This window comes from Curvibacter sp. EU05-FHT14A10, assembly GCF_058791075.1.
The window spans coordinates 188,264-211,918 of the sequence record NZ_JBYTDE010000010.1 but is presented as its reverse complement, the minus strand read 5'-3'; the positions used below and the strand labels follow the sequence as shown (position 1 = coordinate 211,918).

Sequence of the window (23,655 nt, the reverse complement as noted above, 5' to 3'; positions counted from 1 at the left end):
ACCCCCATGCCCATCGACATCAGCAAAGAAGCCCGCACCCTCGCCATCGCCTCGATTGAGCGCTATTTCAGGGAGAACATGGACGAGCCCATCGGCAATATCGCCGCCGGGGCGCTGCTGGGCTTTTTTCTGACCGAGATCGGGCCAACGATCTACAACCAGGGTGTGGCCGATGCCCAGGAACGCCTGCAAGCCCGGGTGATGGAGCTGGACCTGGAGGTGCACGAAGACGAGTTCACCTACTGGCAGCAGCAGGGCCGCGCCAGCCACAAGGGACGTCGTTAGGACCTGGCTCAGGTCTTTTTCCGCGCACAGCGCTCAGCGCGACTCGCCCAGGCGTTCGTAGAGCTTGGCGCGCGAGATGCCCAGCAGCCTGGCAGCAGCCACCTTGTTGCCACCCGTATGTTGCATGGCTTGCGCGATGGCCTGCTGCTCCAACTCGGCAACCTGCTCGGCCAGGGGGCGCAGGCTGGCAGGCCGCTGACTCTGATGCACAGCTGTCGACGAGGTGCCTCCCAGGGACGGCATGCCAGCCGACGGTGTCGGGGTCTGGGAGCAACTGGCCAGCGCCGGGTGCACCGGGGTCAGGCCCGAGTCCTGCAGCACACGGTTGAGCAACTCCAGCTCCAACGGCCCGCCCTCGCTGCGCAGGGCCGCCTGCTCCAGCACGTTGCGCAGCTCACGGATGTTGCCGCGCCAGGGCTGGGCCTGCAGCAGGGCCAGGGCCTGGGGGGTGAGCTCGGGCGGGGGGCTGCCGTTGCGCAGCGCCATGTCTTCGCCCAGCACCTCGACCAGGGCCACGATGTCGCTGGCGCGCTCGCGCAGCGGGGGCACACGGATGGGCAACACGCCGATGCGGTAGTACAGGTCTTCGCGAAACCGCCCTTCGCGCACCAGGGCCAGCAGGTCGCGCGAGGTGGCGGCGATCACCCGGGCGTCAAAGGGCAGCAGGCGGTTCGAGCCCAGGGGCTCGATCTCGCCCTCCTGCAGGGCGCGCAGCAGCTTGGCCTGCAGGTTCAGGGGCATGTCGCCGATCTCGTCGAGGAACAAGGTGCCGCCGTCGGCCAGCCGAAACTTGCCGTCGCGCCCCTTGCGGTCGGCGCCGGTGTAGGCGCCGGGGGCCACGCCGAAGAACTCGGCCTCCAACAGCGTGTCGGGCACGGCGGCGATGTTGACGCTGACAAAAGGCCCGCTCGCCCGCGACGAGGCCGCATGCACGGCGTGGGCCAGCAGCTCTTTGCCGGTGCCGGTCTCGCCCAGCAGCAGCACCGGGCTGGCCGATTGCGCGGCACGGCGTGCCTGCCGTTTGACCTCCACCGCCGCGGCACTGGTGCCGACAAAGCTGGCAAAGGTGTACTTGGCGCGGCGTTCGCCATCGGGGGCGCTGAGCTGGCGTTTGCGCTGCACGGCCAGCTCGCGGCGGGCGTCGTCCAGATCTTGCTGCAGACGGGCAAACTTGCTGATCAGGGGCTTGAGCGTGGTCTCGGGGTGGTCGAACAGCACGATGCCGATGGCCCCGATCACACCACCCACGTCGTCGCGCAGCGGCAGTCGGCTGACCACAAAGGTGCCGGCCTTGTTGGTCAGCAGGTCGATCAGGATCGGCTCGCCAGTCTCCAGCACGCGGCGCATCTGGGTGTTGTGGATCACATCCTCGACACGGTGGCCCAGAAACTGGTCGATCGACGAAAAACCCAGGGCCGGCAAAAAGCGCCGATACCCCTCGTTGACCCACACGATGCACCCGCTGCGGTCCACCAGGAACATGCCCTGGCTGATGCTCGAAAACAGGTGAAACATCGACTGCGCCGCCAAGGCCAGGATGCTGTCACCGTCCAGCGGCAAGGCATCGGGGGATGGCGGAACAGGCACGGGGTCCATGGTGGCCTCGGCGGCCTCGGCGGGCTCGGAATGGGATGGCGCTGGCATGGCGCGATGGTAGCGCGGCAAGTCGCAGGGATGCGGCGGGTCAACCCATGCCGGCGCAGCTCACAGCAGGCCGGACTTGATCAGGGTGAGCCTCAGGCTGCTGAACTCGTCGTCCACAAACTGGCTGAAGGCATCCCCCGTGAGCAAGGCCGGCGTCCAGGCATGCCTGTCCAGCATCTCCTGCCAGCTGCGATGGCGTGCAGCGGCCACGATCTGCTCAATCAGGCCCTGGCGCTGGGCCGGCGAGATGTCGGGGGCGCCGTACAGACCGCGCCAGTTGCCGATCTCAATCGGCAGGCCCAGCTCCTTGAGGGTGGGCACGTCCAGCCCCTTGAGGCGCTGGGGTGAGGTGACAGCAATGGCGCGCATGCGCCCGCTCTGGATGGACTCGGCAAACTCGCTGTAACCGCTGCCCCCCACCGTGACATTGCCGCCCAGCACCGCGGCCGTGGCCTCGCCCCCGCCGCGGAAAGGCAAAAACTGAAGGCGGTTCGGATCGACGCCCACCGCCCGGGCGATCAAGGCCGCGGCAATGTGCTCGGTAGAGCCGCGCGAGCCGCCGCCCCACTTCACGCTGGCCGGGTCCTTCTGCAGCTGCGCCAGCAGTTCTGTCATCGATTTGAATGGCGAGTTCGCTGGCAGCACGAAAACGTTGTACTCGGTGGCCAGGCGGGCGAGCGGCGTGGCCTGCGACAAGGACACCGGGGGCTTGGTCGTGATGATGCCGCCCAGCATGACCGAGCCCATCATCAGCAGTGCCCGCGGGTCGGCTTTGCGGGTGTGGATGAACTGGGCCAGCCCGATGGCACCGGCCGCGCCGCCCTTGTTGTCGTAGTGGACAGAGGTGGCGCCGCCGCTGTCGAGCAGCGCTTTGCCGAAGGCCCGGGCGGTGGTGTCCCAGCCGCCGCCAGGGTTGGCTGGCACCATGATGCGCAGGCCTCCGAGCGCCGGGACTGCGCCCGCAGCCATGCTGCCGCCCAGGGCCATGCCCGGCAACGATCGGATGAAATGGCTTCGACGCATCATGAGGTTTCCCGCTCTGTCATGGACGGGCCGACGATCCCGGCAACTCGCCCGTGACCATTGTGCCCGCTCCGAAAGGGAAACCGTGCCCCGGCCCATGCCGGGGAGAAGTCGATCAGAAGGTGTGTCGGATACCGAACTCGTAACCGGTGCTGCTGCCGCCGGCACGCGTCACGCCCTGGCCCAGATCAAAGGCCGTGCCATTGTTCTTGTTGCTGATGCGGGCGTAGTGGCCGTACACCGCGGTGCGCTTGGACAGGTTGTGCACATAGCCCAGGGCCAGGTGGTTGGCGTCGTTGGCCACGCCCTTGGCGCTCAGGGTCGAGTAGGCCACGCGGATCTGGCCCGCGCCCACGGGCACCTGGGCACCGATCAACTTGGTGCTGGTCTTGGTGGTGGCGGTGACGTTCTCACCCCACAGCGCCATGGTCTTGACCGGGCCGAAGTCGTAGCTGGCACCCAGGTTGTTCTGCTTGTAGTTGCCAATCGACACGTTCTGGGTGCGGTTGGTGGCCAGGGCGATGTTGAAAGGCCCAGCTTCGTAGCCCAGGCGCAAGCCGGTCACGTTGCCGTCGTCGCTCTTGGCGCCCGCGGTGGACGGGTTGTTGCCGGAGGCCACCATGGCTTGGCCATAGAAGCCACCCAGCTTGGGCAGGAAGTAACCCACCGAGTTGGAGGCCCGCACGTGGGTGATGCGCGCCGCGCTGGGCACCGGGTAGAACAGAAAGCCGGTGGAGCCGATGCCGTTGGTGCCGAAGGGGCTGAAGGCGGAGAGGTTCCAGAAGCCCGGTGTGTAGTCGCGACCCACGCGCAGCTCGCCCAGTTGGTTGCTGAGGCTGACGGTGGAGCGACGGCCAAAGGCCAGACCGCCGCCGCCGGCCGAGCCACCGGGCTGGTTGGTGGTGCTGGTGGTGCCGGCACTGCCATCGGTGGGGTTGAGGGCGGCTTCCAGCCAGAAGCTGGCCTTCAGGCCGGCGCCCAGGTCTTCCGAGCCGCGAAAGCCCAGGCGGCTGGACAGGTTGCCGTCGCTGTTGGCTTTGCTGAGGGAGCCGTTGCCGTCGCTGTTCACGCGCAGGTAACCGGAATCGATCAGGCCGAAGATCTCGACCGATTGGGCGCTGGCGCCCGTGGTGGCCAACAGGGCAGCGGCCGCCAGGGCCAGGGTTGTTTTGTTCATTTCAAATGTCTCCTATGGGGCTATGCGTCTTGGAGGACTGCCGCGCGATCGTAGAAATCGCAGCTGTCAATCGGCTGTCCAAGAGCCAGCCGCCCTCTGTTTATGATCGTGCCCCGGACCAGAAAGACCTGGCCTGCTGCCAACCGGTGCCCGCATGCAACTCCTGCTGATCGAAGATGACCGCTCCATGCAGACCGCGCTGCAACGTGCCTTGTCAAGGCATGGCATCGAGGTCAGCATCTGTGCCGACGGGGCGGCCGCGCTGGACCTGTGGCTGCAACGCCAGCCCGATGTGGTGGTGCTGGACCTGAGCCTGCCCGGGCTCGACGGCCTGCATGTGCTGGAACGCGCCCGCCGCGCCGGGCTGCGCACCCCGGTGCTGATCCTGACCGCGCGCGGCACCGTGGGCGACCGCGTGATCGGCCTCAACAGCGGGGCCGACGACTACCTGGCCAAGCCCTTCGACCTGGACGAACTGGAAGCCCGGCTGCGCGCCCTGTACCGCCGCCTGCAGCCGGTCGACCAAAGCGCGCCCCCCAGCCGCCAGCGCCTGGGCGACCTGGAGTTCGACAAAGAAAACGGCGCCTTCTACCTCGGCGACGAGGTGCTGGACCTGACCCCGCGTGAACAGACCCTGCTGCAGGCCTTGATGAGCCGGCCCGGCCACGCCGTCAGCAAAGAGCGCCTGTTCGCCCTGGTGTTTCCGGGCGACGACTCGGTGCAGATCGAAGCCATCGAGGTGGTGGTGTACCGCCTGCGCAAAAAGCTCAACCAGGCCCAGGTCAACCTGATGACGCTGCGCGGCCTTGGCTACCTGCTGAAGGCCGCACCATGAGCCCGGCACACCCCGGCCCGCGCCCCACCCGCCTGTCGCTGCGCCGCTACCTGCTGTTGGGCCTGCTGCTGCCCATCGGGGTGTATGTGCTGATCAACAGCCTCACCCTCTACATCGACACCCGGCAGGCGGTGCAGACCGCCTACGACCGCACCCTGCTGGCCTCGGCCAAATCGATCGGCGAGCTGCTCACGGTCGAAGGCTACGACGCCCAGGCCAAGCTGCAGGTGAGCGTGCCGCACGCCGCACTGGAGGCCTTCGAAACCGACCTGCGCAGCCGCATGTTTTATCGGGTGTCAGACATGAACGGCGACTGGGTGGGTGGCTTCGAGGCCCTGCCCCCCTGGCCCGGCAAAGGCCTGCCGCCCAGCCCCTACTCGGCGCTGGTTGATTTCTACGACGACTTTTACCGAGGAGACCCGGTGCGCGTGGCGGTGCTGCTGCAACCGGTGGTCAGCGAGCATGGGCGCGGCATGGCCATGGTGCAGGTGGCCGAGACCCTGGGCCTGCGCCAGACCCTGGTGGGCGACATCATGATCGCCTCGCTGCTGCGCCAGGGCCTGCTGGTGGCCGGGGTCATCGTGATCGTCATTGCCGTGGTGCAGCGCGCCACCCGGCCGGTGCGCCGCATCAGTGCCGAGCTGCAGCAGCGCCCCGAAGGCGAGCTGACGCGCATCCGGGCCCCCGACGCCCCGCGCGAACTGCTGCCGCTGATCGACGCCACCAACCAGCTCATGGGGCGGCTGCAGAACCTGCTGGACCACCAGAAGCGCTTTGTGCGCGACACCTCGCACCAGTTGCGCACGCCGCTGGCGGTGCTCAAGGTCCAGGTGCAATCGGCCCTGCGCGGCGATGTCGATGCCCAGACCGCCCTGGTCGAAATCAACGCCACCGTGGAACGGGCCACCCAGTTGGCCAACCAGATGCTGGCCCTGGCCAAGGTGGAGCAGTTGCGCCAGCAGACCGACACCCAGGCCCTGGACCTGTCACACGTGGTGCGCGAGGTGGCGCTGGACCTGTCCCCCCTGGTGGCCGAGCGCAACCTCGACTTTGAGCTGCAAGACGAGCCGCTGTGCGTGCTGGCCCACGACTGGATGCTGCGCGAGCTGGTGCGCAACCTGCTGCACAACGCCATCCGCCACAGCCCGGACGGCGCCCGCCTGCAGATCACCCTGCGGGTCGACGAAGGCCAGGCGACGCTGACTGTCAGCGACCAGGGCCCGGGCATCAGCAGCGCCCAGCGCGAGCGCCTGTTTCAGCCCTTCTGGACCGGCGATGTGCCCGGGGGCTCGGGCCTGGGCCTGACCATCTGCCATGAAATCGTGCGTGCCCTGGGCGGTCGCATTGCCCTGCTCAATCGCCAGGACGGCGAGGTGGGAGGGCCCGGCGAGCGCGTGGCCGGGCTGGACGCCTGCGTGCGGCTGCCGCTGGCCCAGCCCGGTGCACCCAGGGGGGGGCCGGATCAAGGCAAAATCACGCCATGAGCGAACTTGCCTCCCTGCGGCTGGACAAATGGCTTTGGTCCGCCCGCTTCTACAAGACCCGCAGCCTCGCGGTGGAAGAGATCGGCAAAGGCCGAGTCTCGGTGAATGGCGCCAACGCCAAACCCTCGCGCGAGCTGCGCTGCGGCGACACGGTGGACCTGCGCCAGGGCCCCATCCACCGCACGGTGGTGGTGATGGGCCTGAGTGCCCAGCGGGGCCCCGCCCCGGTGGCCCAGCAGCTGTACCAGGAAACCCCCGAAAGCATCGCCACGCGTGAACGGGCCCAGGAGCAGCGGCGCCTGGCCCCCGAGCCGGCCGCCAGCCTGCAGGAGGGCCGCCCCACCAAACGCGATCGCCGCCAGATCGAAGCCAACCGCGACTGGAACGACCGCTGGTCGGCGTCAATCTGAGGCCCTGAGGCCCTGACGCGCCGGCCCCGGCTCAAGGCCGGCGGATCGCCACCTGCTGCTGCGCCCAGTAGCCCGACTTGAGGCGGTCCAGCCGCACCTGGCCACCAGTGGACGGGGCATGCACAAAGCGCCCCTCGCCCACATAGATGCCCGCATGCGACGGCGCCCCGCCCTTCGAGAACAGCACCAGGTCGCCGGTGCGCAAGGCCTCGATGGGCACCGCATGACCCCAGCCCTGCAGCTGCGCCACCGTGCGCGGTGCCGGCAGGCCCGCCTGCAGGCCGTAGACATGGCGGATCAGGCCGCTGCAGTCAAAACCCGAATCAGGCGTGTTGCCGCCATAGCGGTACGGTGTGCCGACCAGGCCCAGTGCATAGACGGTGACAGCCTGGCTCTGCTCTTCGGACAAGGCGGCCGGCACGGCCACGGTAGACAGTGGGTCGGCAGGCTGGCGCGGCGGAGCACTGGAGCAGCCTGCCAGCAGCAGCCAGGGCAGCGCAAGAAAGAAAGCCCAGCAGGCACGCGGAAGTCGAGGGGGGCTCAGGGTCATGGTGGAGGTTGGGCAACGGGTGGCGGGCAGCAGGCGACTGCGTCCTGGCTCTGCCCGAATACTAGCCGCCTGCGCCCGGATTGCCAGCCCCCCGCAACCTGTCCAGCCGCTGCAGCAGGGCTTGGGGCAGTTCATCGCGGGTCTGCACCGCCCCCGCGTAGACCTGGCCCAGATGGCCATCCAGCGACACGGCGTCGCCTTCGTGCAGGGTGACCGGGCCCAGTTCGATGCGGCGCGCGCCCAGGTCGATCTGCAGCGCCTCACAGCCCACCAGGCACACCTTGCCCATCTGCCGCGCCACCACCGCGGCGTGCGAGGTGCGGGCACCGCGCTGGGTCAGCAGGCCCAGCGCCAGCTCCAGGGTGGCGATGTCACTGGTTTCGGCATCGCGGCGCACCAGCACCACGGGCCGGCCCTGCGCCACCAGGCTGCGGGCTGCGGCGTCGTCCAGGGCCAGCGCACCGCTGACCACCCCCGGGCTGGCGCTGGCGGCCACCGCCGCGGGCGTCAGGGCCTGGCCATCGGCGGCCAGCACCCGGCGCTGGCTCAACTGCTCGGGGCCCAGCCCGGTGGTGCGCCGCAGCGCCTCATCGGCCGTGATCAAGCCCTCATCGAGCATGTCGAGCGCGATGCGGGCCGTGGCGTAGGCCGAGCGCTTGCCGCTGCGGGTCTGCAGCAGGTAGAGGCGGCCTTCCTGCACGGTGAACTCGAAATCCTGCATGTCACCCAGGTGCTGCTCCAGGGTGTGGGTGGCCTGCACCAACTGGGCCCAGCACTCGGGCAGCACCCTGGCCAGGGCCTCGTGGCCGGGGGCGCTGCGCCGGCCCGAGACCACGTCTTCGCCCTGCGCGTCGAACAGAAAATCCACCCACGGCTGGGGCTCACCACTCGAGGGGTCGCGGGTGAAGCCCACGCCCGCCCCCGAACGCCCTCCTGCATTGCCGAACACCATGGCCTGCACCGTGACCGCCGTGCCCAAGCTGTCGGGCAACTGGTGCAGGCGCCGGTACTCAAACGCCTTGGGGGCCTGCCACGAGGCCAGCACGGCGCCAATGGCCTCGGCCAATTGCTGCCGGGGGTCTTGCGGAAAAGGGCGGCCAGCCGCGCGGGCAAAGGCCTGCAGGTGATGCCGGGTCAGCTCACGCAGCTCGGCAAAATCCAGCTCGCGTTCATCGCGCTGACCGCCCAGGCCGGCGGCGGCGGGCTCGAACAGGGCCGCATCCAGGCCGGCCACCACCTCGCCATAGCTGGCCACCAGCCGGCGGTAGGCATCCCACACCAGGCGGGGCTGCCCGGTCTGGCGCAGCAGGCCGGGCACGGTGGCATCGCACAGGCCGATGTTGAGCAGGGTCTCCATCATGCCGGGCATGGACACCGGCGCGCCGGAGCGCACCGACAGCAGCAGTGGGCGGCGCGCATCGCCAAAGCGCAGCGGGCTGGCCAGCCCGCTCTGCAAGGCCTGCAGACCCGGCCCCCAGGTGGCAGCCTGACTGGCGCGGCGGCGCCGCTCTGGATCGGCGCACCAGGCCGTGCCCAACACAAAGGCCGGTGGCACGGGCAGGCCGAGCGCGGCCATGCGGGCCAGGTTCCAGGCCTTGAAACCGATGCGTTCAGCGCCAGCCAGCGCGGCTGAATCAGCTGCATCGTCTGCACGGCAGCCGATCAGGAACAGCTCGTCCCCCGCACTCATGCCTGCACCCCGGACTGGTTGAACGCCAGCTCACGCAGGCCGTAGCCGGCGGCCAGCAGCCGGTCAGAGGCCAGCTCCAGGGTCTGGGCCAGGTCGTTGGCCAGCATCAGCGAGGCGGCATCCTGCAGCTCGGCCAGCAGCACACGCCGCGCCTGCCGCAGCAGGTCGTCGCACCGGCGCTCGGCATGCAGCACGGCCCAGGAGGCGGTCAGAAACTCATCCTGGTCCTGGCGATCGCTGTCACTGCCCAGGTTGCGGGCGATGGCCAAGGCCTTGACGTGGTCCTGGGTGGCCTGCTGCACCACCTGGGCCAGGGCCGCCAAGGCCTGGCGCACCCCGTGGTTCCAGCCCTTCTGGTGGTGGTCGGCCATCAGGCTGATGAGGAAGGCGGCCTCTTCGAGCGCATCGGCCACGTCGTCGCTGAGCACCAGCAGACGCGACACCGCCTGCCAGCGGGGCTGGCGTTCGGCCTGCTCACGGGCCTGCATCACCAGTTGGTCGGCCTGGCGCTCCCAGGTCTTGGCCCGGGCGGCCAGTTCGGTCGCCTGGGCCTGCAGGCCGTCGCGGCCGTGGTCCAGGGCATCACTGACGGCCTGGGCCAGGGCCTGGCAATAGGCGGCGTGCTCGTCAAGCAGATCAAAGCCGGCGCTGCGGCGCTGCATCTGCCGGGCCAGCAGCAATCGGGCCTCGTCGGCCACCAGCGAGGGGCTTTGGCCATGCAGCGAGGCCTCGGTGGCCAGGCGCATCACGTCCAGCAGAAAGGCACTGGCCTGGTCGGGGCCCAGCACCTCGTCAAGCCGGTCGCCCAGGCGAAAGACGCCCTCGCCCACGGTCTGCATGGCACCAAAAATCAGGCGCTCGCCCCCGGCGCGCAGCCAGGCCATGTGGCCCAGCTCCTGCTCGGCCGCGGCGCGCAGCAGCTGTTCTGCCGCCGGCTTGCTGACGAAATTCAGCAGTCGCTTGCGCGCCCGGTTCCAGTCGATCAAAAACACGATGCGGGCGCCCAGGCCCTCCAGGGTGGCCTGCAGATGGGCCAGGTCGGCACAGGCGAAGGTGGCGGTGCCCACGGTGTAGGCCTGCCCCTGGTTGAGCTGGGCCTCGGTGCGGCTTTCCACCACCGACCAGTTGGCGCCCAACGGCGCCAGCAAGGCCTGAAAGAAGCCAAAGCGGCGCAGATGCAGGTCAGAGTAGGTGAGCGTGATGGTCAGCTCCTGCACCTGGATCACCAGCACATGGGCATCGTTGGTGCCGATGTCGTTTTGCAGCAGCAGGCGGGCGCCATCGCGGGTGGCGGCCGTCTCCAGACCCGGGTGATCGAACTTGAGCGGGGCCGTGCGGCGCAGGCCGCGCATGAAGGCCTGCACCAGGGGGCGATCGGCCTCGTCCAGCTGCCAGACATGGGCGCCAGCCATCAGCTCGCTGGCCATCTGGGGCACCAGCTGATTGATGGCCTTGTGCAGGTCCATCACCAGCAGGTGCAGGCTGTCGTCCTCGGGCCCGCCCTGGCGCTGGCCATGGGTGAGGCGGCGCAATTGCAGGGCCTCCAGGCGCACGCCCTGCAAGGCGGCCAGGGTGTCCAGCCAATGCTGCACCCGGGCCGGCGACACGGCCGCAGCCGGTTCGGCCTGGGCCAGCACCGGGCGGGCCATCAGGCCCAGGTCTTCGTGCAGGGCGTCGCGCAGGCGCTCCAGTTCGGGCAGCATCAGTTGCCCATCCACCCGGCTGGCGCCGCCGGGCAGGTCCAGCAGCCAGGTCTCGCCACCCAGGCCGGCGGCCGCCAGCTCACGGCTCAGGTCCAGCGCGGGCTCACGCGGGTGATCGGCATGCTGGCTGGCGGCCTGCAGGGTGGATAGGTAGAACTTCAAACGGTCGTTGGCCGCCAGCGCTGCCTTGACCCACACCGGCAGCAACAGACGCTGCTGCCCCAACGATGCCACTGCCAATGTCTTGTCCATGGGGTTCCTTGATGCCGGCTCAGACCGATCCATGCCGATGCAGCCCAGTCTGGGCAGCGCGCATGACGGATCCATGAAAGCAGGCGGCGCCGAATTTGCGCCAGATCAAGCGCCCGCCCCGGCTCAGGTCGGGGGCAGTACCGTCAGCCAGGGCCAGCGGGCCTGGTAGCTGGCGGCCTTGGCGGCGAACAGCGCGGGCTGCGCCCAGCGCGGGTTGATGCGCAGGTGCCCGGCGGCCAGGTCTTGCAAGCCATCGGGGGCATGCAGCTCGCCCGAGCCCAGGTCCAGCCCGACACAGGTGCAGGCGATCAGGTAGCGGCCGATGCCCTCACGGCAATCGCGCAGGGGCGGATAGTCCAGACCGAAGCGCTGCGGGTACCACAGGTGCACCCGGGCCTGGTTGCGCACCTCGACCACCACGCCCAGATCGGCCACCGCGGCCTGCACGCGCTGGATCACGGCGTCTTCGGCGGCCCAGGACAGGTCGCTGTCGTCGAAATAGAACAGGTCGTAATCCTTCACGCCCCAGCCCGGTGCACGGCCGCTGCGCGCATTCCACACGGCCTGGAACAGGCAACCCGCCGTGAGGTGCCCCTGGGGCAGGTCGAGCGCCGGCAGGCGCCGCATCAGCTCGGCATTGACCGGGTTGGCCAGAGCCAGCTCGACCAGACGGGCGGGGTTCAGGGTGGGATGGTGGGCGGAAGACATGGTGAGGGCGGTCAGGACGGCGGGCCATCATGCACCAAGCCGGGGCCTCACAAGCCGCCGACTGAGGAACGGTTCAGGCACGGCAAATGCTAGGGTTTCTACTAGGTATTTCACGCATTCCGGCGACAATAGGCGGCTTGATGCCGTGACCCCCATAAGGGGCCTGGCGCCTCCCTGCGTGCACTGTCCACCCGATAGCTGCCGACCCGACACTGCCATGACACCCTCATCGTCCACCTCGACCCTGGCGCCCGACGCCCTGTCCACCCCCCTGCCTGTGCCCCTGCGCCACGGCACTTTCGAAGATGCCCAGGCCTTGTTTGCCGGCACGCTGTTCGTGGCCATGGCCCTGATGCTGTTCAACCAGGCGGGTTTGCTGATCGGGGGCACGGCCGGCATCAGCTTTTTGTTGCACTACGCCACGGGCCTGTCCTTCGGCAAGCTGTTCTTCGTGGTGAACCTGCCCTTTTATTGGTTTGCCTGGACCCGCATGGGCCGCGAGTTCACGCTCAAGACCTTCTGCTCGGTGGCGCTGCTGTCGCTGCTGACCGAGTTGTTTCCGCACGTCATGCGGGTGGACTACCTGCACCCGCTGTTCGCTGCGGTGCTGGGCGGGCTGCTGCTGGGCACGGGCTGCCTGTTTCTGGCCCGCCACAAATCCAGCCTGGGCGGGGCCACCATCGTGGCACTGCATGCCCAGCAGCGCTATGGCCTGCGCGCCGGCAAGGTGCAGTTGCTGATCGATTGCAGCGTGCTGCTGGCAGCCCTGTGGGTGGTACCGCTGGAGCGCGTGGCCTACTCGGTGCTGGCCGCGGTGGTGATGGGCGTGTTTCTGTGGATCAGCCACCGCCCCGGCCGCTACGCCGGGGGCTGAGGCCGTCAGCAGGCCAGGGCTCTCTCAGGCCCGGGTTGCTCAGGCCCGGGGTTTGTCGAGTTGCCAGCGCAGATGGGCCTTGACCGTGGGCCACTCGGCCTGGGTGATGCTGTAGACGCAGGTGTCGCGCAAGGTGCCGTTGGCGGCGCGCTGGTGGCTGCGCAACACGCCGTCCAACTTGGCGCCCAGGCGCTCGATGGCGCGCCGGCTTTGCTGGTTGAAGAAGTGCGTGCGGAACTCGACCGCGATGCAGTCCAGTGCCTCGAAGGCATGGCCCAGCAACAGCAGCTTGCACTCGGTGTTGAACGGCCCGCGCTGGGCCGAGGCCCGGGTCCAGGTCGAGCCGATCTCGACGCGGCGATTCACCGCATCGATGTTCATGAAGCTGGTCATGCCCGCGACCCGGCCGCTGGCATCGCGGGTGGTGAAGGGCAGCATCGAGCCCCTGGCCTGCAGGTCGAGCCGGCGCTGGATCTCGGCGGCCATGCCTTCGGGGCTGGGCACCGCGGTGTACCAGAGCTTCCAGAGCTCGCCGTCCAGGGTGGCAGCCACCTGTTCGTCGTGGTGGTCGGGGTGCAAGGGTTCCAGCGAGCAGGTGCTGCCTTGGAGCGTGATCGGGGCGGGCCAGAGGGCCATGGCGGGGTTCCTTGTGAGGGGCAAATTGCCGTGTTGAAAAGCCCGACCGGCACCAGAAGAGCACCAGCGGGTACGCTACAGTAGCCCCGATGTGGCACCTTAAAAAGTACCACGCCAAACAGATTTAACAGAGCCACGACTGGCCCATTCAGGGCCTGCGTTTCAGCCCTGCGGAGATCCATGCCCTCATCGTCGCCCTGCCCCGCCCTGCTGATGCCCCAGGTGCTGCTGGAAGCCACCCTGCAACGCGGCGCCGATGCCGAGCCGCTGCAACGCCAGTTGCACCGCCGCCTGCAAGAGGCCATCCTGGCGGGCCGCCTGGCCCCGGGCAGCCGCCTGCCGGGCTCACGCGCCTTGGCCGAGGGCCTGGGCGTGTCGCGCAACACCGTCATCGCGGCCTACGAACAGCTCAGCGCGGAGGGCTACCTGCGGCCCGACCGGCAGGGCACCCGGGTGGCCACCCTGGCCCGGCCCGGCAGTACCAGGTCGAGGCAGGCGGCGACGCTGCCGAACTTGCCGGACGTGCCGGAGCGGCGAGATGCAAGCCCTGCCCTGACACCCCACCCGAACCAACACCTGGCCCAACGCCAGACCCAGATCCTGCCCACCGGGGCCGGCACCCAGTTCGGCCTGCCGCTGCGGCCCGGCGTACCGGCCTTGGCGCACTTTCCGCTGGCGGCCTGGCGCCGCGCGCTGGACCGGGCCATCACCCAGGCCGGCCCCGGTGCCCTGGCCTATGGCGAGCCCCTGGGCGAGCCCGCGCTGCGCGCTGCCGTGGCGCGCCACCTCAGCGTGGCGCGGGGCGTGCGCTGCAGCCCCGATCAGGTGGTGATCACCGAAGGCGCCCAGGAGGCCCTGTCGCTGTGCGCACGCCTGCTGAGCAACCCCGGCGACCGGGCCTGGGTGGAGAACCCGGGTTACCGGGGCGCCAAGGCCGCCTTGCGCGCCGCTGACCTGACGCTGCACCCGCTGCCCGTGGACCGCGAGGGCCTGTGCGCCACGGCGCAAGACTGGGCCTTGCACCCGCCCCGCCTGATCTACGTGACGCCCTCGCACCAATACCCGACCGGCGCCGTGCTGAGCGCGTCCAGGCGTCTGCAGCTGATGGAGGACGCCCGCCGCCACGGCTGCTGGCTGATCGAGGACGACTACGACAGCGAGTTCCGCCACGCCGGCGAGTCGATCGGCGCCATGCAGGGCCTGGTGCCCCAGGCCCCGGTGCTGTATGTGGGCACCTTCAGCAAGACGCTGTTCCCCTCGCTGCGCCTCGGTTTTCTGGTGCTGCCCGAGGTCTTGCTGCCAAGCCTGCAGGGGCCGCTGGGCGAGCTGCTTCGCGGCGGCCAGCGCCACAGCCAGCTGGCGCTGGCGCAGTTCATGGAAAGCGGCGAATTCGCCCGCCACCTGGGGCGCATGCGCCGCCTGTACCGCAGCCGCCAGAGCGCACTGCGCCAGGCCTTGCAGCAGCACCTGGCCGTGCCGCACCAGATCGAGGGTGGCCAATGCGGCCTGCACCTGTGCGTGCGCTTCGGGTCGGCCTGGCCCGATCAGGGGGTGGCCGAGCAGGCGCGCCAACACGGCATGGCCCCTTCGGCGCTGTCGGGCTTCGCCCTGCCGCCCGGGCCCAGCGACAACGGGCTGGTGCTGGGCTATGGCAACACCTCGTCCGAGCTGTTTGCACCGCTGATCCAGCGCTTGTCCGGGCTGATGCGGGCGCTGTGAACGCAGCCCCGCAGAAAAGCCTGCGAGATCGTGTCAAGGCCGCCCATCACCCCGGGATAATCGTTGCGCCCCGGCCACCGCGCATGGACGCGCGGTGGACCGCAGGCGTTTTCAATCCGGACATCGACACATGAAATTCAAAAAAATCGGGCTGGCCCTCATGGCAGCAGCCCTGGGGAGTTCTTTCAACCCGGCCCTGGCCCAGACCGCCCACTACCCCGAGCGGCCGGTGCACATCGTGGTGGGCTTTCCGCCGGGCGGCGTGCCCGACACCCTGGCCCGCCTGCTGGCCGAGCATTTCTCGCTGGGCCAGCCCCTGGTGGTGGACAACAAGACCGGGGCTGGGGGCAACCTGGGCGGCGAGACGGTGGCCAAGGCCAAGCCCGATGGCTACACGGTGATGATGGGCGGCATTGCCACCCACTCGATCAACGGCACCCTCTACCCGCACCTGCCGTTTGACATGGTGAAGGACTTCACGCCCATCGTGCTGGTGGCCTCCACCCCCAATGTGCTGGTGGCCCATCCTTCGGTGCCCGCGCGGAACGTGGCCGAGCTGGTGGCCCTGGCCAAGGCCCAGCCCGGCCAGCTGAGCTATGGCACGCCCGGCATCGGCACCTCGCCCCACGTGGCAGGCGAAATGTTCAACGCCATGGCCGGCGTGAAGCTGAACCACGTGCCCTACCGTGGCCGCGCCATGGCCGTGCCCGACCTGCTGGCGGGGCACATCGGGCTGATGTTCGACAACCTGCCCTCGGCCCTGCCCTCGATCCGCGAGGGCAAGCTGCGCGCCCTGGGCATCACCAGCCTGCGCCGCAGCGCCTCGGCCCCCGACATCCCGACGCTGGCCGAACAAGGGCTGAAGGGCTTCGAGGCCGATTCGTGGCTGGCCATCTTCGGCCCGGGCGGCCTGCCGGCCGACATCCAGGTGCGGCTGGCCACCGAGGCGATGCGCGTGTTCAGCCTGCCTGAAGTGCAGGCCCGCATGCGTGCCCTGGGCATGGAACCCATCGTGGCGGGCCCGGCCCAGCTGGCGGCGCACCAGCGCTCCGAAATTGCCAAATGGGCCCAGGTGATCCGCGAGGCCGGCATCAAGCCCGAATGAGGCCCGGCCCGGCCAGCCGCTGACGCGGCCTGGCCTTGATCCAGGGCAAGAAACGGCCACCCGGGCCCGGTCGGAACCGGGCCGATGGGCGCCAGAATCGGTGCCAATTGAAACCCTGGCCTTGCCTGTCAAAGCCGCTCATCACCCAATCTGGCCCCCAAGACACCGCCATGACCGCTACAGACGCCCCGCCGGCCGACGAGTTGCTGCTGCGCCTGAGGCACTTTCAATCCGATTACTTTCCGCTGCACCAGCAACGCTTTCAGGACCTGGTGGCCCAGGGCCAACACCCCAAGACCCTGTTCATCGGCTGCTCGGACTCACGCCTGGTGCCTTACCTGCTGACCGGGGCCGGCCCGGGTGAGTTGTTCATCGTGCGCAATGTGGGGGCCCTGGTGCCGCCCTACGATGGCTCACGGGGCCTGCACGGCACCATGGCGGCGGTCGAATACGCCGTGCTGGCGCTGCGGGTGGAGCGCATCATCGTCTGCGGCCACAGCCACTGCGGCGCCATCCGCGCCGCCTACGAGGGCGTGCCGGACGAGGCCAGGGCCTTGCGCAGCTGGCTGGAGTTGTTGCACGAGGCCGTGTTGCCGGTGCAGGCCTGCACCGAGGCCCTGCGCCGCACCGAGGAACGCTCGGTGGTGTTGCAACTGGAGCGCCTGATGGACTACCCCATGGTGCGCCGCGAGGTCGAGGCCGGGCGCCTGACGCTGAACGGCTGGCACTACGTGATCGAACAAGGGCAGGTGAACGTGTTCGACGTGAAGCAAGGCGCCTTCATCCCGGCGGCGGTGGCCTCACACAGCGGCACCGGGCCTTACCAGCCCTATGTGGAGCACGACGGGCAGGTGCTGGACTGAGCCGCGCGGACTCGCCCGCCCCACCCGAACGGCCCGAACGGCCTGACCTGTCTGACCTGTCTGACCTGCTCGTTCAGCATCAGGCCTGCGCGGCCTCCATGCCATGGCGCTCTTTGAGCGCGGTCTGCGCCGGTGCACCCATGAAGTCGAGCACGGCCTGGGCCGCCGCGGCCTGCGCCGCCCCCGCGCGCACCGCGCCGGTGAAGGTGGTGACGATCTCCAGCCCCGGGGGCATGCCGCCCAGCAAGGTGATGCCGGGCAGGTCTTTGAGTTCGCTGAGCTGCTGAAAGCCCAGCGCCACCTCGCCCTGGGCCACCAGGCTGCCCACCGGCACGCCAGGGCGAGCCTGCACCAGGCGGTCTTTCAGGGTGTCGCCCAGGCCCCAGCGCTCGAACAGCTTGAGCAAGGCCGTGCCGCTGGGGCCGGTGGAGTAACCGATGCTGCGGGCCGCCAGCACGCTGGCGCGCAGGGCGGCTTCGCTGCTCACATCGGGCAGAGCGGCCCCCGCCTGCACGGCGATCGCCACAGAAGACCGCACCAGGTCACGCCGGCTGGCCGGCAGCAGAAAGCCCCCGGCCATCAGTTTGTCGATGGCATCGCTGGCCAACACCACCAGGTCGACCGCCTCGCCTTGCTGCACCTTCTTGGCCGCCTCGACACCGCCCAGCGATTCGAACTGCACCGGCACCTGGAACTGTTGCTGGTAGGCGGCCGCCAGATCGGCCAGAAGCAGGCGGGTGGCCATGGAGGAAATGCCGGTGATGGGTGTGCTCATGCGTCAGCGCTCTTGTGGTGTTGCAAAAAAATCATCGAAGAAACCGGGGGCAAGGCTGAGCAAGCAGCCTGACCCAGGCAGGGCATTGTCCTTGCTTGGCCGTGCTGCAGCCCAGTGGGGTGGTGCACTAGCTGGTATTCCAGCCGGGCATGGCTGGCAAGCAAGGCGGGCGAGAGTCCCCTCGCCCCCCGACCTGACGCACAGTGGCTCGCTATGATCCGCCATCCCTCGGATACCGCCCATCCACCAAAATCGCCCATCTGATCGAACACCGTGACGCCCCCCGTTGACCCCCATCCTCACCCGACCGCCGAGCGCCTGCGCCACGGGCTGAGCACCAGCCCGCTGGTGGCCTGCGCCATCGTGCTGGGCCTGTTGTACCTGGCGCGCGAGGTGCTGGTCCCGGTGGCCCTGGCGGCCATGCTGAGCCTGTTGATCGCCCCCTTGGTGAGGCGCTTCCGGCGCCTCGGCCTGCCCGCCACACCGGCGGTGCTGACCGCTGTGGGCAGCCTGTGTGCCGGCATGGCCGCCCTGACCGTGATGCTGGGCCTGCAGCTGGTGGACATGACCGCCAGCCTGCCGCAGTACGAATCGTCGATACGCGCCAAGGTGGTCACCGTGAAAGAGCTGACGGTCGACCGCATGGACTCGCTGCAGGGCACGGCCGGGCGCCTGTTCAAGCACTTCAGCGAGCCCGAGCGCCCGGCCCCCGCCCGCAGCGCCGCCAGCCGGCTCAAGGCCAATGCCAACGGCGAACGCGTGCAGGTGGAGGTCTACCCGCCGCCGCCCACCTCGCTCAGCGTGCTGTCCCACCTGGCCGGCTCGCTGTGGGAGCCGCTGGCCACCGCCGGCATCGTGCTGATCGTGATGCTGTTCACGCTGCTCGAGCACGAATCGCTGCGCGACCGCCTGCTGCGCCTGATCGGCGGGCACGACCTGCGCGCCAGCACCGAGGTGCTCAACGATGTGGGCGAGCGCCTGTCGCGCTATTTCGTGTCGCAGTTTGCGGTCAACTTTGGCGTGGGCGCCGCGGTGTGGCTGGGCCTGTGGGCCATCGATCTGCCGCATGCCATGCTGTGGGGCGTGCTGACCGCACTGATGCGCTTCGTGCCCTACATCGGGGTGTTGATCGCGGCCGTGCCCGCGGTGCTGCTGGGCGCAGCCGTCGAGCCCGGCTGGACGCTGATGCTGCTGACGCTGGCCCTTTTTCTGGTGATCGAGGTGTTGGCGGCGCAGGTGGTCGAGCCCCTGCTGTATGGGCACAGCACCGGCCTGTCGCCGCTGTCGGTGGTGATTGCCGCCATCTTCTGGAGCGCCTTGTGGGGCCCCGTGGGCCTGCTGCTGGCCACCCCGCTGACCCTGTGCCTGCTGGTGGCCGGGCGCTACGTGCCGTCGCTGAAGTTTCTCGACATCCTGCTGGGCGACGGGCCGTCGCTCACCCGCCCGCAGCGCTTTTACCAGCGCACCCTGTCGGGCGACGCGCACGACCTGATCGCCCAGGCCCGCGCCTACCTGAAGAAAAAGAGCTTTGCCAGCTACTGCGACAACATCCTGCTGCCGGCCCTGCAACTGGCCGCACGCGACCACGAACTGGGCCTGATCACGCCCGAGCAGGCCCAGCGCATGCAACAGGTGGTGGTGGATGTGATCGGTGCGCTGGACGGCAAACCCCGGCGCCGACGCCCGCTTGGCGACGCCCACACCGTGCTCGACCTCAGCAGCCCCGGCGTGGCCCTGCGCCGCCAGCGCGAGGCCGAGATGGGCCGCTGGCAAGGCCCGCTGAGCGTGCCCACCGGCTCGCTGAACCTGTGCATCGGCCAGGGCAGCATCGGCGACGAGCTGATGACCGAACTGCTGACCCGCGCGCTGCGCGACGCCGGCCTCGATGCACGTCATGTGTCGGTGACCGACACCGACGCCGCCCCGCCCGAGGCCCGCATCGACAGCGTGGCCCGGGTCTTCATCCAGGGCGGCGAATCCGAGGCCGCCACCCAGACCTTGGTGCTGCAGATGCAGCAAGACCTGCCGCAAGCCAGCCTGATCCAGGTGCAGTTGCCCGCCTGGGTGACCGGCCAGCCCACCCACAGCCCGGCGCCCCCGGGCGTGATGGTGGTGGACTCGTTCCGCGACGCGGTGAGTTGCGCTCTGGAGGCAGACCAGGCCCAGCGGGGCTCAGCGGCCAAGGGCTGAGGGGCCCTGGGCGTGTTCGGGCGGCCGGTCCTGCCGGTCAGGCCCGGGACTCAATCCAGGCTGATGTTGTTGTTCTTGACCACGGCCATCCAGCGTTTGCTGTCGGCCTGCAACACGGTGGCAAAGGTCTCGGGGCTGCCACCGATGGGCACCAGGCCCATGCTGGCCAGGTATTTGCGGTACTCGTCCGAGGCCACGATTTTCTGGGAGATCGACGACACCTGATCGATGACAGACTGCGGCGTGCCCTTCAAGGCAAACACGCCGTGCCAGGAGTCGCCCTGGAAGCCCGGGAAGGTCTCGGCCACGGTGGGCACCTGGGGCAGGGATTCCAGGCGCTGCTGGCTGGACACGGCCAACGCGCGAACACGGCCGGTGCGGATGAACTGCAACACGTCGGCGATCGGGCTGAACGCCGTGCCCACCTGCCCGCCCACGATGTCGTTGAGGCCACCGTCCTTGTAGGGCACATGGTTCAGCGTGATGTTGGCGCTGTTGGCAAAGTAGGCCATCGACACATGGGGCGCCGTGGCCACGCCGTACGAGGCGTAGCTGATCTGGTTGGGGTGCTCTTTGGCGTCCTTGATCAGGTCGCCCAGGGTCTTGTAGGGCGAACTGGCCGCCACGCTGATCACCAGCGGGATCGACAGGGTCTGGATCACGGGCACCAGATCGCTGGTCTGGTAGGGCAGCTTTTTGTAGACGTAGGGGTTGATGGCCACGGTGCCACTGGCGGTGTACAGAAAGGTGTAGCCGTCGGGGGGTGACGCCACAAACTGCTGGGTGCCCACAATGGTGCTGGCACCGGGCTTGTTGTCGACGATCACGCCCTGCCCCAGGGCCTTGCCCAGCCGCTCGCCCCAGAACCGGGCCATCACATCGGGGGCGGTTCCGGCCGGGAACGGCACGATCACCTTGATCACCTTGCTGGGGTACTTGTCCTGGGCGATGCCCTGGCCGCTGGCCGCCACAGCCAGGCTGAGCAGCGCCAGGTGGCAAAGCCGGCGGGGAAAGCGGTAGGAAAGGTGGTGGGAAAGGTGCTGGGCCAGCCTGGGGCTGGATCGGGGGGCGGTGGCTTGGGGTTTCATGTTGTCTCCTGGTTGTTGTGGGGGTCAGTCCGCTGCGCCTGGCCGGATGCCTTCGTAGGCCATCTGCAAAAGCTGGCGCAGGGCGTTCTTTTCGAGGGGCCGCGGATTGGGGTATTGCTGGGTCAGAGCCAGTTCGCAGACCCGGTCCAGGTCGCGCTCCTGCAGACCCAGCTCACGCAGGCCCAGGGGCGTGCCCAGCGAACGGGCCAGGTCATACAGGCCCGCGGCAGCCAGCCCCGCATGGGGCAGGCCCAAGGCCCGGGCGATGCGCTGGGCAGCCAGGGGCACCTGCGGCAGGTTGAAGGCCAGCGCATGGGGCAGCACCACGGTGTGGGTTTCGGCATGGGGCAGGTTGTAGGTGCCGCCCAGGGTGTGGCACAACTTGTGGTGCAAGGCCATGCTGACCTGCCCCAGCACGCTGCCACACAACCAGGCGCCGTACAGGGCCTGGGCGCGGGCTTCGCCCAGCGGGGTCGAGGCCATCTGATGGACAGATTGGGCGGATGGGGCGGGCTGCTGCCGTATCTGCGGCAGGGCTGCGGCCAGGGCGCGGATGCCCTCCTCGGCCATCAGGTCCAGGATGGGGTTGCTGTCGCTGGCATACAGGCCCTCGACCGCGTGAGCCATCGCGTTCATGCCGCTGGTGGCGCTGAGGGCCACGGGCAGGGTGCTGCTCAGTTCGGGGTCGTAGATCACGGTGCGTGGCAAGACACGGGGGTCGCGCCCCGTTTTTTTGAGCCCGGCCTCGGTGATGCCATAGATCGGGGTCATCTCGCTGCCGGCATAGGTGGTGGGGATGGCCACGATCGGCAGCCCCGACTCCAGGGCGATGGCCTTGCCCAGCCCGATGGTCGAGCCACCGCCCAGCGCAATGGCGCAATCGGCCTGCAAACGGGCCGCCTCGGCGCGGGCCGCGCGGGCAGTTTCGATGGGTACGTGCATCACGGCCTGGGCATACAGGCCCACCGCACGGTGGCCCAGGCGATCGACCACGGCCTGGGCCGCTGCGGCCTGCTGCGGGGTGCTCAAGACCAGGGCCCGGCGGGCCCCCAGTTGGTCGATTTCGCGCTCCAGGTGCTGGAGTGAACCGGCACCGAACACGACGCGCGGTGATTGGGCCTGGTAGATGAAATGTTTCATGTGCCGGGCTCCTGTCGTTCGATCGGGCCGGGCCCGGGCAAAGGGGCCCAGGCGTAGTCCACCTGATGGCGCGCCGTGCGCATGCCGCCCAGCGCGGCCTTCAGTTGCAGGTGTTCGGGGTGAATGGCGTAGGCGTCCAGGGCCGCTTGCGATGCAAACTCGCTGTAGAGCACCACATCGCAGGCGTAGTCGACCCCGCTGCAGTCGACCCCGATGTCCAGGTGCAACAGGCCGGGGATCCGGCCCCTGAGCCGCTCGAAGCCCCGGCGCAGGCGGTCGATGTTGGCGCTTTTTTCTGCCGGCGTGGCCCCGGCGATGTTCCACATCACGATGTGGCGAACAGATGAGCCTGGGTTCATGGTGCGAATCCGATCCGCTGCGGCCAAAGGTTGCTGAAGGCGTGGATCTGCACACTGCCGTACAGGCCTGAGCGGTGAAACGGCTCTTGAGCCAGCCAGGCCTCGGCCGCCGCGCGGCTCGGGAAGTCGATGACCAGCAGGCTGCCGATCATGGTCTGGCCGTCGTCTTGCAGCAGGGGGCCGGCAAAGGCGATGCGCTCTTGAAGCAGGGCCAGACAGGCTTTGTGCTCGGGGCGCATTTGCAGGCGCAGCGCGGCCGACCCGGGCCGGTCGATGAGGTGAAAGGCGTACAGCATGGTGTTACGCCACCGAAGCCGGGTTGAGCACGAAGTCGTACTCCAGCAGGTAAGTACCGTCGGGCTGAGGCACCCAGTCACACACCAGCGACTGGCGCACGCCAAACACCGCGTCCGAATCGAGGTAGTCGCTCTGGTCCCGGAACACATGGGTGATCAGGCTCTGGTAGCCCGGCGCGTCGATCTTGAAGTGCAGGTGGGCAGGCCGCCACGGATGGCGGCCGGTGGCCTCCAGCAGAGCCCCCACCGGCCCATCGTGCGGAATGGCGTAGGGCACGGCCACGATCGAGCGAAAGTGGTAGCGGCCCTGGGCGTCGGCGTTCAAGGTACCGCGCGCCTGCGCCTGGGTCAGGCCCTCATGCTGCACGTCATACAGGCCGTCCTCGTCCGATTGCCAGACATCCAGATGCGCCCCGGCAATCGCTTGGCCCCGGGTGTCGAGCACGCGACCGCGCACCAGGCAGGGCGTGCCCTTGGCGCCGTTGGAGATGTCAGCCCCCAGCTCGTAGTGAGGGGCGTTCTTGACATGAAAGGGCCCGAAAACCGTGGCCTCGGTGCAGCCATGGGGCTTGTCCTGGTTCATGGCCACGGTCAGCATCGACAGGCCCAGCACATCGGACAGCAAGATGAACTCTTGCCGGCGCTCGTCGGTGATGTGGCCGCAGCGGGTCAGGAACTCGATGCCGGCAAACCACTCGGCCTCGGTCAGCTTCACCTCGCGGGCAAAGGCATGCAGGTGCTGCACCAGGCTGATCACGATCTCTTTGAGCCTGGGGTCGCGGGTGTCGCCAAAGCTGGCGATGACCGCCTGGGTGATGTTGTCTTGATTGAGGTTGCGCATGCCGTGTC

Annotated in this window: 23 protein-coding genes; 9 read left to right on the top strand and 14 right to left on the bottom strand. The window is 68.9% G+C overall.

Annotation, left to right across the window (positions count from 1 at the left end; translation table 11 throughout):
- Positions 1-6: 6 nt before the first annotated feature.
- Positions 7-285 (top strand): DUF2164 domain-containing protein, encoded by a 279-nt coding sequence (locus tag AC3WUT_RS19955; RefSeq protein WP_492348826.1) that lies wholly within the window; start codon positions 7-9, stop codon positions 283-285.
- A 33-nt stretch (positions 286-318) separates the two neighbouring features.
- Here the strand turns inward: AC3WUT_RS19955 and AC3WUT_RS19950 are convergent, their stop codons facing one another.
- The 3 genes from AC3WUT_RS19950 to AC3WUT_RS19940 all read right to left on the bottom strand — a co-directional run bounded on the left by AC3WUT_RS19950 (position 319) and on the right by AC3WUT_RS19940 (position 4,129).
- Positions 319-1,881 (bottom strand): sigma-54 interaction domain-containing protein, encoded by a 1,563-nt coding sequence (locus AC3WUT_RS19950; protein WP_492348844.1) that lies wholly within the window; start codon positions 1,879-1,881, stop codon positions 319-321.
- Positions 1,882-1,989: 108 nt separating this feature from the next.
- Positions 1,990-2,952 (bottom strand): tripartite tricarboxylate transporter substrate binding protein, encoded by a 963-nt coding sequence (locus AC3WUT_RS19945; RefSeq protein WP_492348843.1) that lies wholly within the window; start codon positions 2,950-2,952, stop codon positions 1,990-1,992.
- A gap of 115 nt (positions 2,953-3,067) precedes the next feature.
- On the bottom strand, positions 3,068-4,129 hold the full coding sequence (locus tag AC3WUT_RS19940; RefSeq protein ID WP_492348825.1) for a porin: 1,062 nt from the start codon (positions 4,127-4,129) through the stop codon (positions 3,068-3,070).
- A gap of 154 nt (positions 4,130-4,283) precedes the next feature.
- On the opposite strand from AC3WUT_RS19940, the gene AC3WUT_RS19935 reads away from it, so the two are divergent.
- Genes AC3WUT_RS19935 through AC3WUT_RS19925 form a run of 3 tightly spaced genes read left to right on the top strand, consistent with a single transcriptional unit; the run spans position 4,284 to position 6,858 of the window.
- Complete coding sequence (locus AC3WUT_RS19935; RefSeq protein ID WP_492348824.1) at positions 4,284-4,964, top strand: response regulator; 681 nt, start codon at positions 4,284-4,286, stop codon at positions 4,962-4,964.
- Positions 4,961-6,448 carry a sensor histidine kinase gene (locus AC3WUT_RS19930; RefSeq protein WP_492348823.1) on the top strand — a complete coding sequence of 496 codons (1,488 nt, stop codon included), beginning with the start codon at positions 4,961-4,963 and terminating at the stop codon, positions 6,446-6,448. Before AC3WUT_RS19935 ends, AC3WUT_RS19930 begins: the two co-directional genes overlap by 4 nt.
- Entirely contained in the window at positions 6,445-6,858 is a 414-nt protein-coding gene (locus AC3WUT_RS19925) for an RNA-binding S4 domain-containing protein (protein ID WP_492348822.1), read from the top strand. The genes AC3WUT_RS19930 and AC3WUT_RS19925 overlap by 4 nt, the downstream gene beginning before the upstream one ends.
- 31 nt (positions 6,859-6,889) lie before the next feature.
- On the opposite strand, the gene AC3WUT_RS19920 is transcribed toward AC3WUT_RS19925, so the two are convergent.
- The 4 genes from AC3WUT_RS19920 to AC3WUT_RS19905 all read right to left on the bottom strand — a co-directional run bounded on the left by AC3WUT_RS19920 (position 6,890) and on the right by AC3WUT_RS19905 (position 11,761).
- A complete protein-coding gene (locus AC3WUT_RS19920; RefSeq protein WP_492348821.1) occupies positions 6,890-7,408 on the bottom strand; it encodes a C40 family peptidase in 519 nt (172 codons plus the stop codon).
- Between the two features lie 61 nt (positions 7,409-7,469).
- Positions 7,470-9,098 carry a PEP/pyruvate-binding domain-containing protein gene (locus AC3WUT_RS19915; RefSeq protein ID WP_492348820.1) on the bottom strand — a complete coding sequence of 543 codons (1,629 nt, stop codon included), beginning with the start codon at positions 9,096-9,098 and terminating at the stop codon, positions 7,470-7,472.
- The gene (locus AC3WUT_RS19910) at positions 9,095-11,053 is read right to left on the bottom strand and encodes a DUF47 domain-containing protein (RefSeq protein WP_492348819.1); all 1,959 of its coding nucleotides are present in this window, start codon (positions 11,051-11,053) and stop codon (positions 9,095-9,097) included. The genes AC3WUT_RS19915 and AC3WUT_RS19910 overlap by 4 nt, the downstream gene beginning before the upstream one ends.
- A 123-nt stretch (positions 11,054-11,176) precedes the next feature.
- The gene (locus tag AC3WUT_RS19905) at positions 11,177-11,761 is read right to left on the bottom strand and encodes a nucleotidyltransferase family protein (RefSeq protein ID WP_492348818.1); all 585 of its coding nucleotides are present in this window, start codon (positions 11,759-11,761) and stop codon (positions 11,177-11,179) included.
- A 217-nt stretch (positions 11,762-11,978) separates the two neighbouring features.
- Here AC3WUT_RS19905 and AC3WUT_RS19900 point away from each other — a divergent pair, with 217 nt between their 5' ends.
- A complete protein-coding gene (locus tag AC3WUT_RS19900; protein WP_492348817.1) occupies positions 11,979-12,635 on the top strand; it encodes a YitT family protein in 657 nt (218 codons plus the stop codon).
- A gap of 39 nt (positions 12,636-12,674) precedes the next feature.
- On the opposite strand, the gene AC3WUT_RS19895 is transcribed toward AC3WUT_RS19900, so the two are convergent.
- Positions 12,675-13,271 carry a GNAT family N-acetyltransferase gene (locus AC3WUT_RS19895; protein ID WP_492348816.1) on the bottom strand — a complete coding sequence of 199 codons (597 nt, stop codon included), beginning with the start codon at positions 13,269-13,271 and terminating at the stop codon, positions 12,675-12,677.
- 213 nt (positions 13,272-13,484) lie between these two features.
- Between AC3WUT_RS19895 and pdxR the strand changes: the two genes are divergently transcribed.
- The 3 genes from pdxR (at position 13,485) to AC3WUT_RS19880 (ending at position 16,958) form a co-directional block, all read left to right on the top strand.
- A complete protein-coding gene (gene pdxR, locus AC3WUT_RS19890; protein WP_492348842.1) occupies positions 13,485-14,990 on the top strand; it encodes a MocR-like pyridoxine biosynthesis transcription factor PdxR in 1,506 nt (501 codons plus the stop codon).
- Between the two features lie 130 nt (positions 14,991-15,120).
- Positions 15,121-16,095 carry a Bug family tripartite tricarboxylate transporter substrate binding protein gene (locus AC3WUT_RS19885; protein WP_492348815.1) on the top strand — a complete coding sequence of 325 codons (975 nt, stop codon included), beginning with the start codon at positions 15,121-15,123 and terminating at the stop codon, positions 16,093-16,095.
- A 170-nt stretch (positions 16,096-16,265) separates the two neighbouring features.
- Positions 16,266-16,958, top strand: a complete 693-nt coding sequence (locus AC3WUT_RS19880) for a carbonic anhydrase (RefSeq protein ID WP_492348814.1) — start codon at positions 16,266-16,268, stop codon at positions 16,956-16,958.
- Between the two features lie 79 nt (positions 16,959-17,037).
- On the opposite strand, the gene AC3WUT_RS19875 is transcribed toward AC3WUT_RS19880, so the two are convergent.
- On the bottom strand, positions 17,038-17,733 hold the full coding sequence (locus tag AC3WUT_RS19875) for a substrate-binding domain-containing protein (protein WP_492348813.1): 696 nt from the start codon (positions 17,731-17,733) through the stop codon (positions 17,038-17,040).
- Between the two features lie 273 nt (positions 17,734-18,006).
- Here AC3WUT_RS19875 and AC3WUT_RS19870 point away from each other — a divergent pair, with 273 nt between their 5' ends.
- Entirely contained in the window at positions 18,007-19,923 is a 1,917-nt protein-coding gene (locus tag AC3WUT_RS19870) for an AI-2E family transporter (protein WP_492348812.1), read from the top strand.
- Between the two features lie 50 nt (positions 19,924-19,973).
- Here AC3WUT_RS19870 and AC3WUT_RS19865 read toward each other — a convergent pair whose 3' ends face one another.
- Genes AC3WUT_RS19865 through AC3WUT_RS19845 form a run of 5 tightly spaced genes read right to left on the bottom strand, consistent with a single transcriptional unit; the run spans position 19,974 to position 23,647 of the window.
- Positions 19,974-21,011 carry a Bug family tripartite tricarboxylate transporter substrate binding protein gene (locus tag AC3WUT_RS19865; RefSeq protein ID WP_492348811.1) on the bottom strand — a complete coding sequence of 346 codons (1,038 nt, stop codon included), beginning with the start codon at positions 21,009-21,011 and terminating at the stop codon, positions 19,974-19,976.
- 24 nt (positions 21,012-21,035) lie between these two features.
- Positions 21,036-22,151 (bottom strand): maleylacetate reductase, encoded by a 1,116-nt coding sequence (locus AC3WUT_RS19860; protein WP_492348810.1) that lies wholly within the window; start codon positions 22,149-22,151, stop codon positions 21,036-21,038.
- Positions 22,148-22,510 carry a Dabb family protein gene (locus tag AC3WUT_RS19855; RefSeq protein WP_492348809.1) on the bottom strand — a complete coding sequence of 121 codons (363 nt, stop codon included), beginning with the start codon at positions 22,508-22,510 and terminating at the stop codon, positions 22,148-22,150. Before AC3WUT_RS19855 ends, AC3WUT_RS19860 begins: the two co-directional genes overlap by 4 nt.
- Positions 22,507-22,806 carry a YciI family protein gene (locus tag AC3WUT_RS19850; protein ID WP_492348808.1) on the bottom strand — a complete coding sequence of 100 codons (300 nt, stop codon included), beginning with the start codon at positions 22,804-22,806 and terminating at the stop codon, positions 22,507-22,509. Before AC3WUT_RS19850 ends, AC3WUT_RS19855 begins: the two co-directional genes overlap by 4 nt.
- 4 nt (positions 22,807-22,810) lie before the next feature.
- Positions 22,811-23,647 carry an intradiol ring-cleavage dioxygenase gene (locus AC3WUT_RS19845; protein ID WP_492348807.1) on the bottom strand — a complete coding sequence of 279 codons (837 nt, stop codon included), beginning with the start codon at positions 23,645-23,647 and terminating at the stop codon, positions 22,811-22,813.
- Between the last annotated feature and the right edge of the window lie 8 nt (positions 23,648-23,655).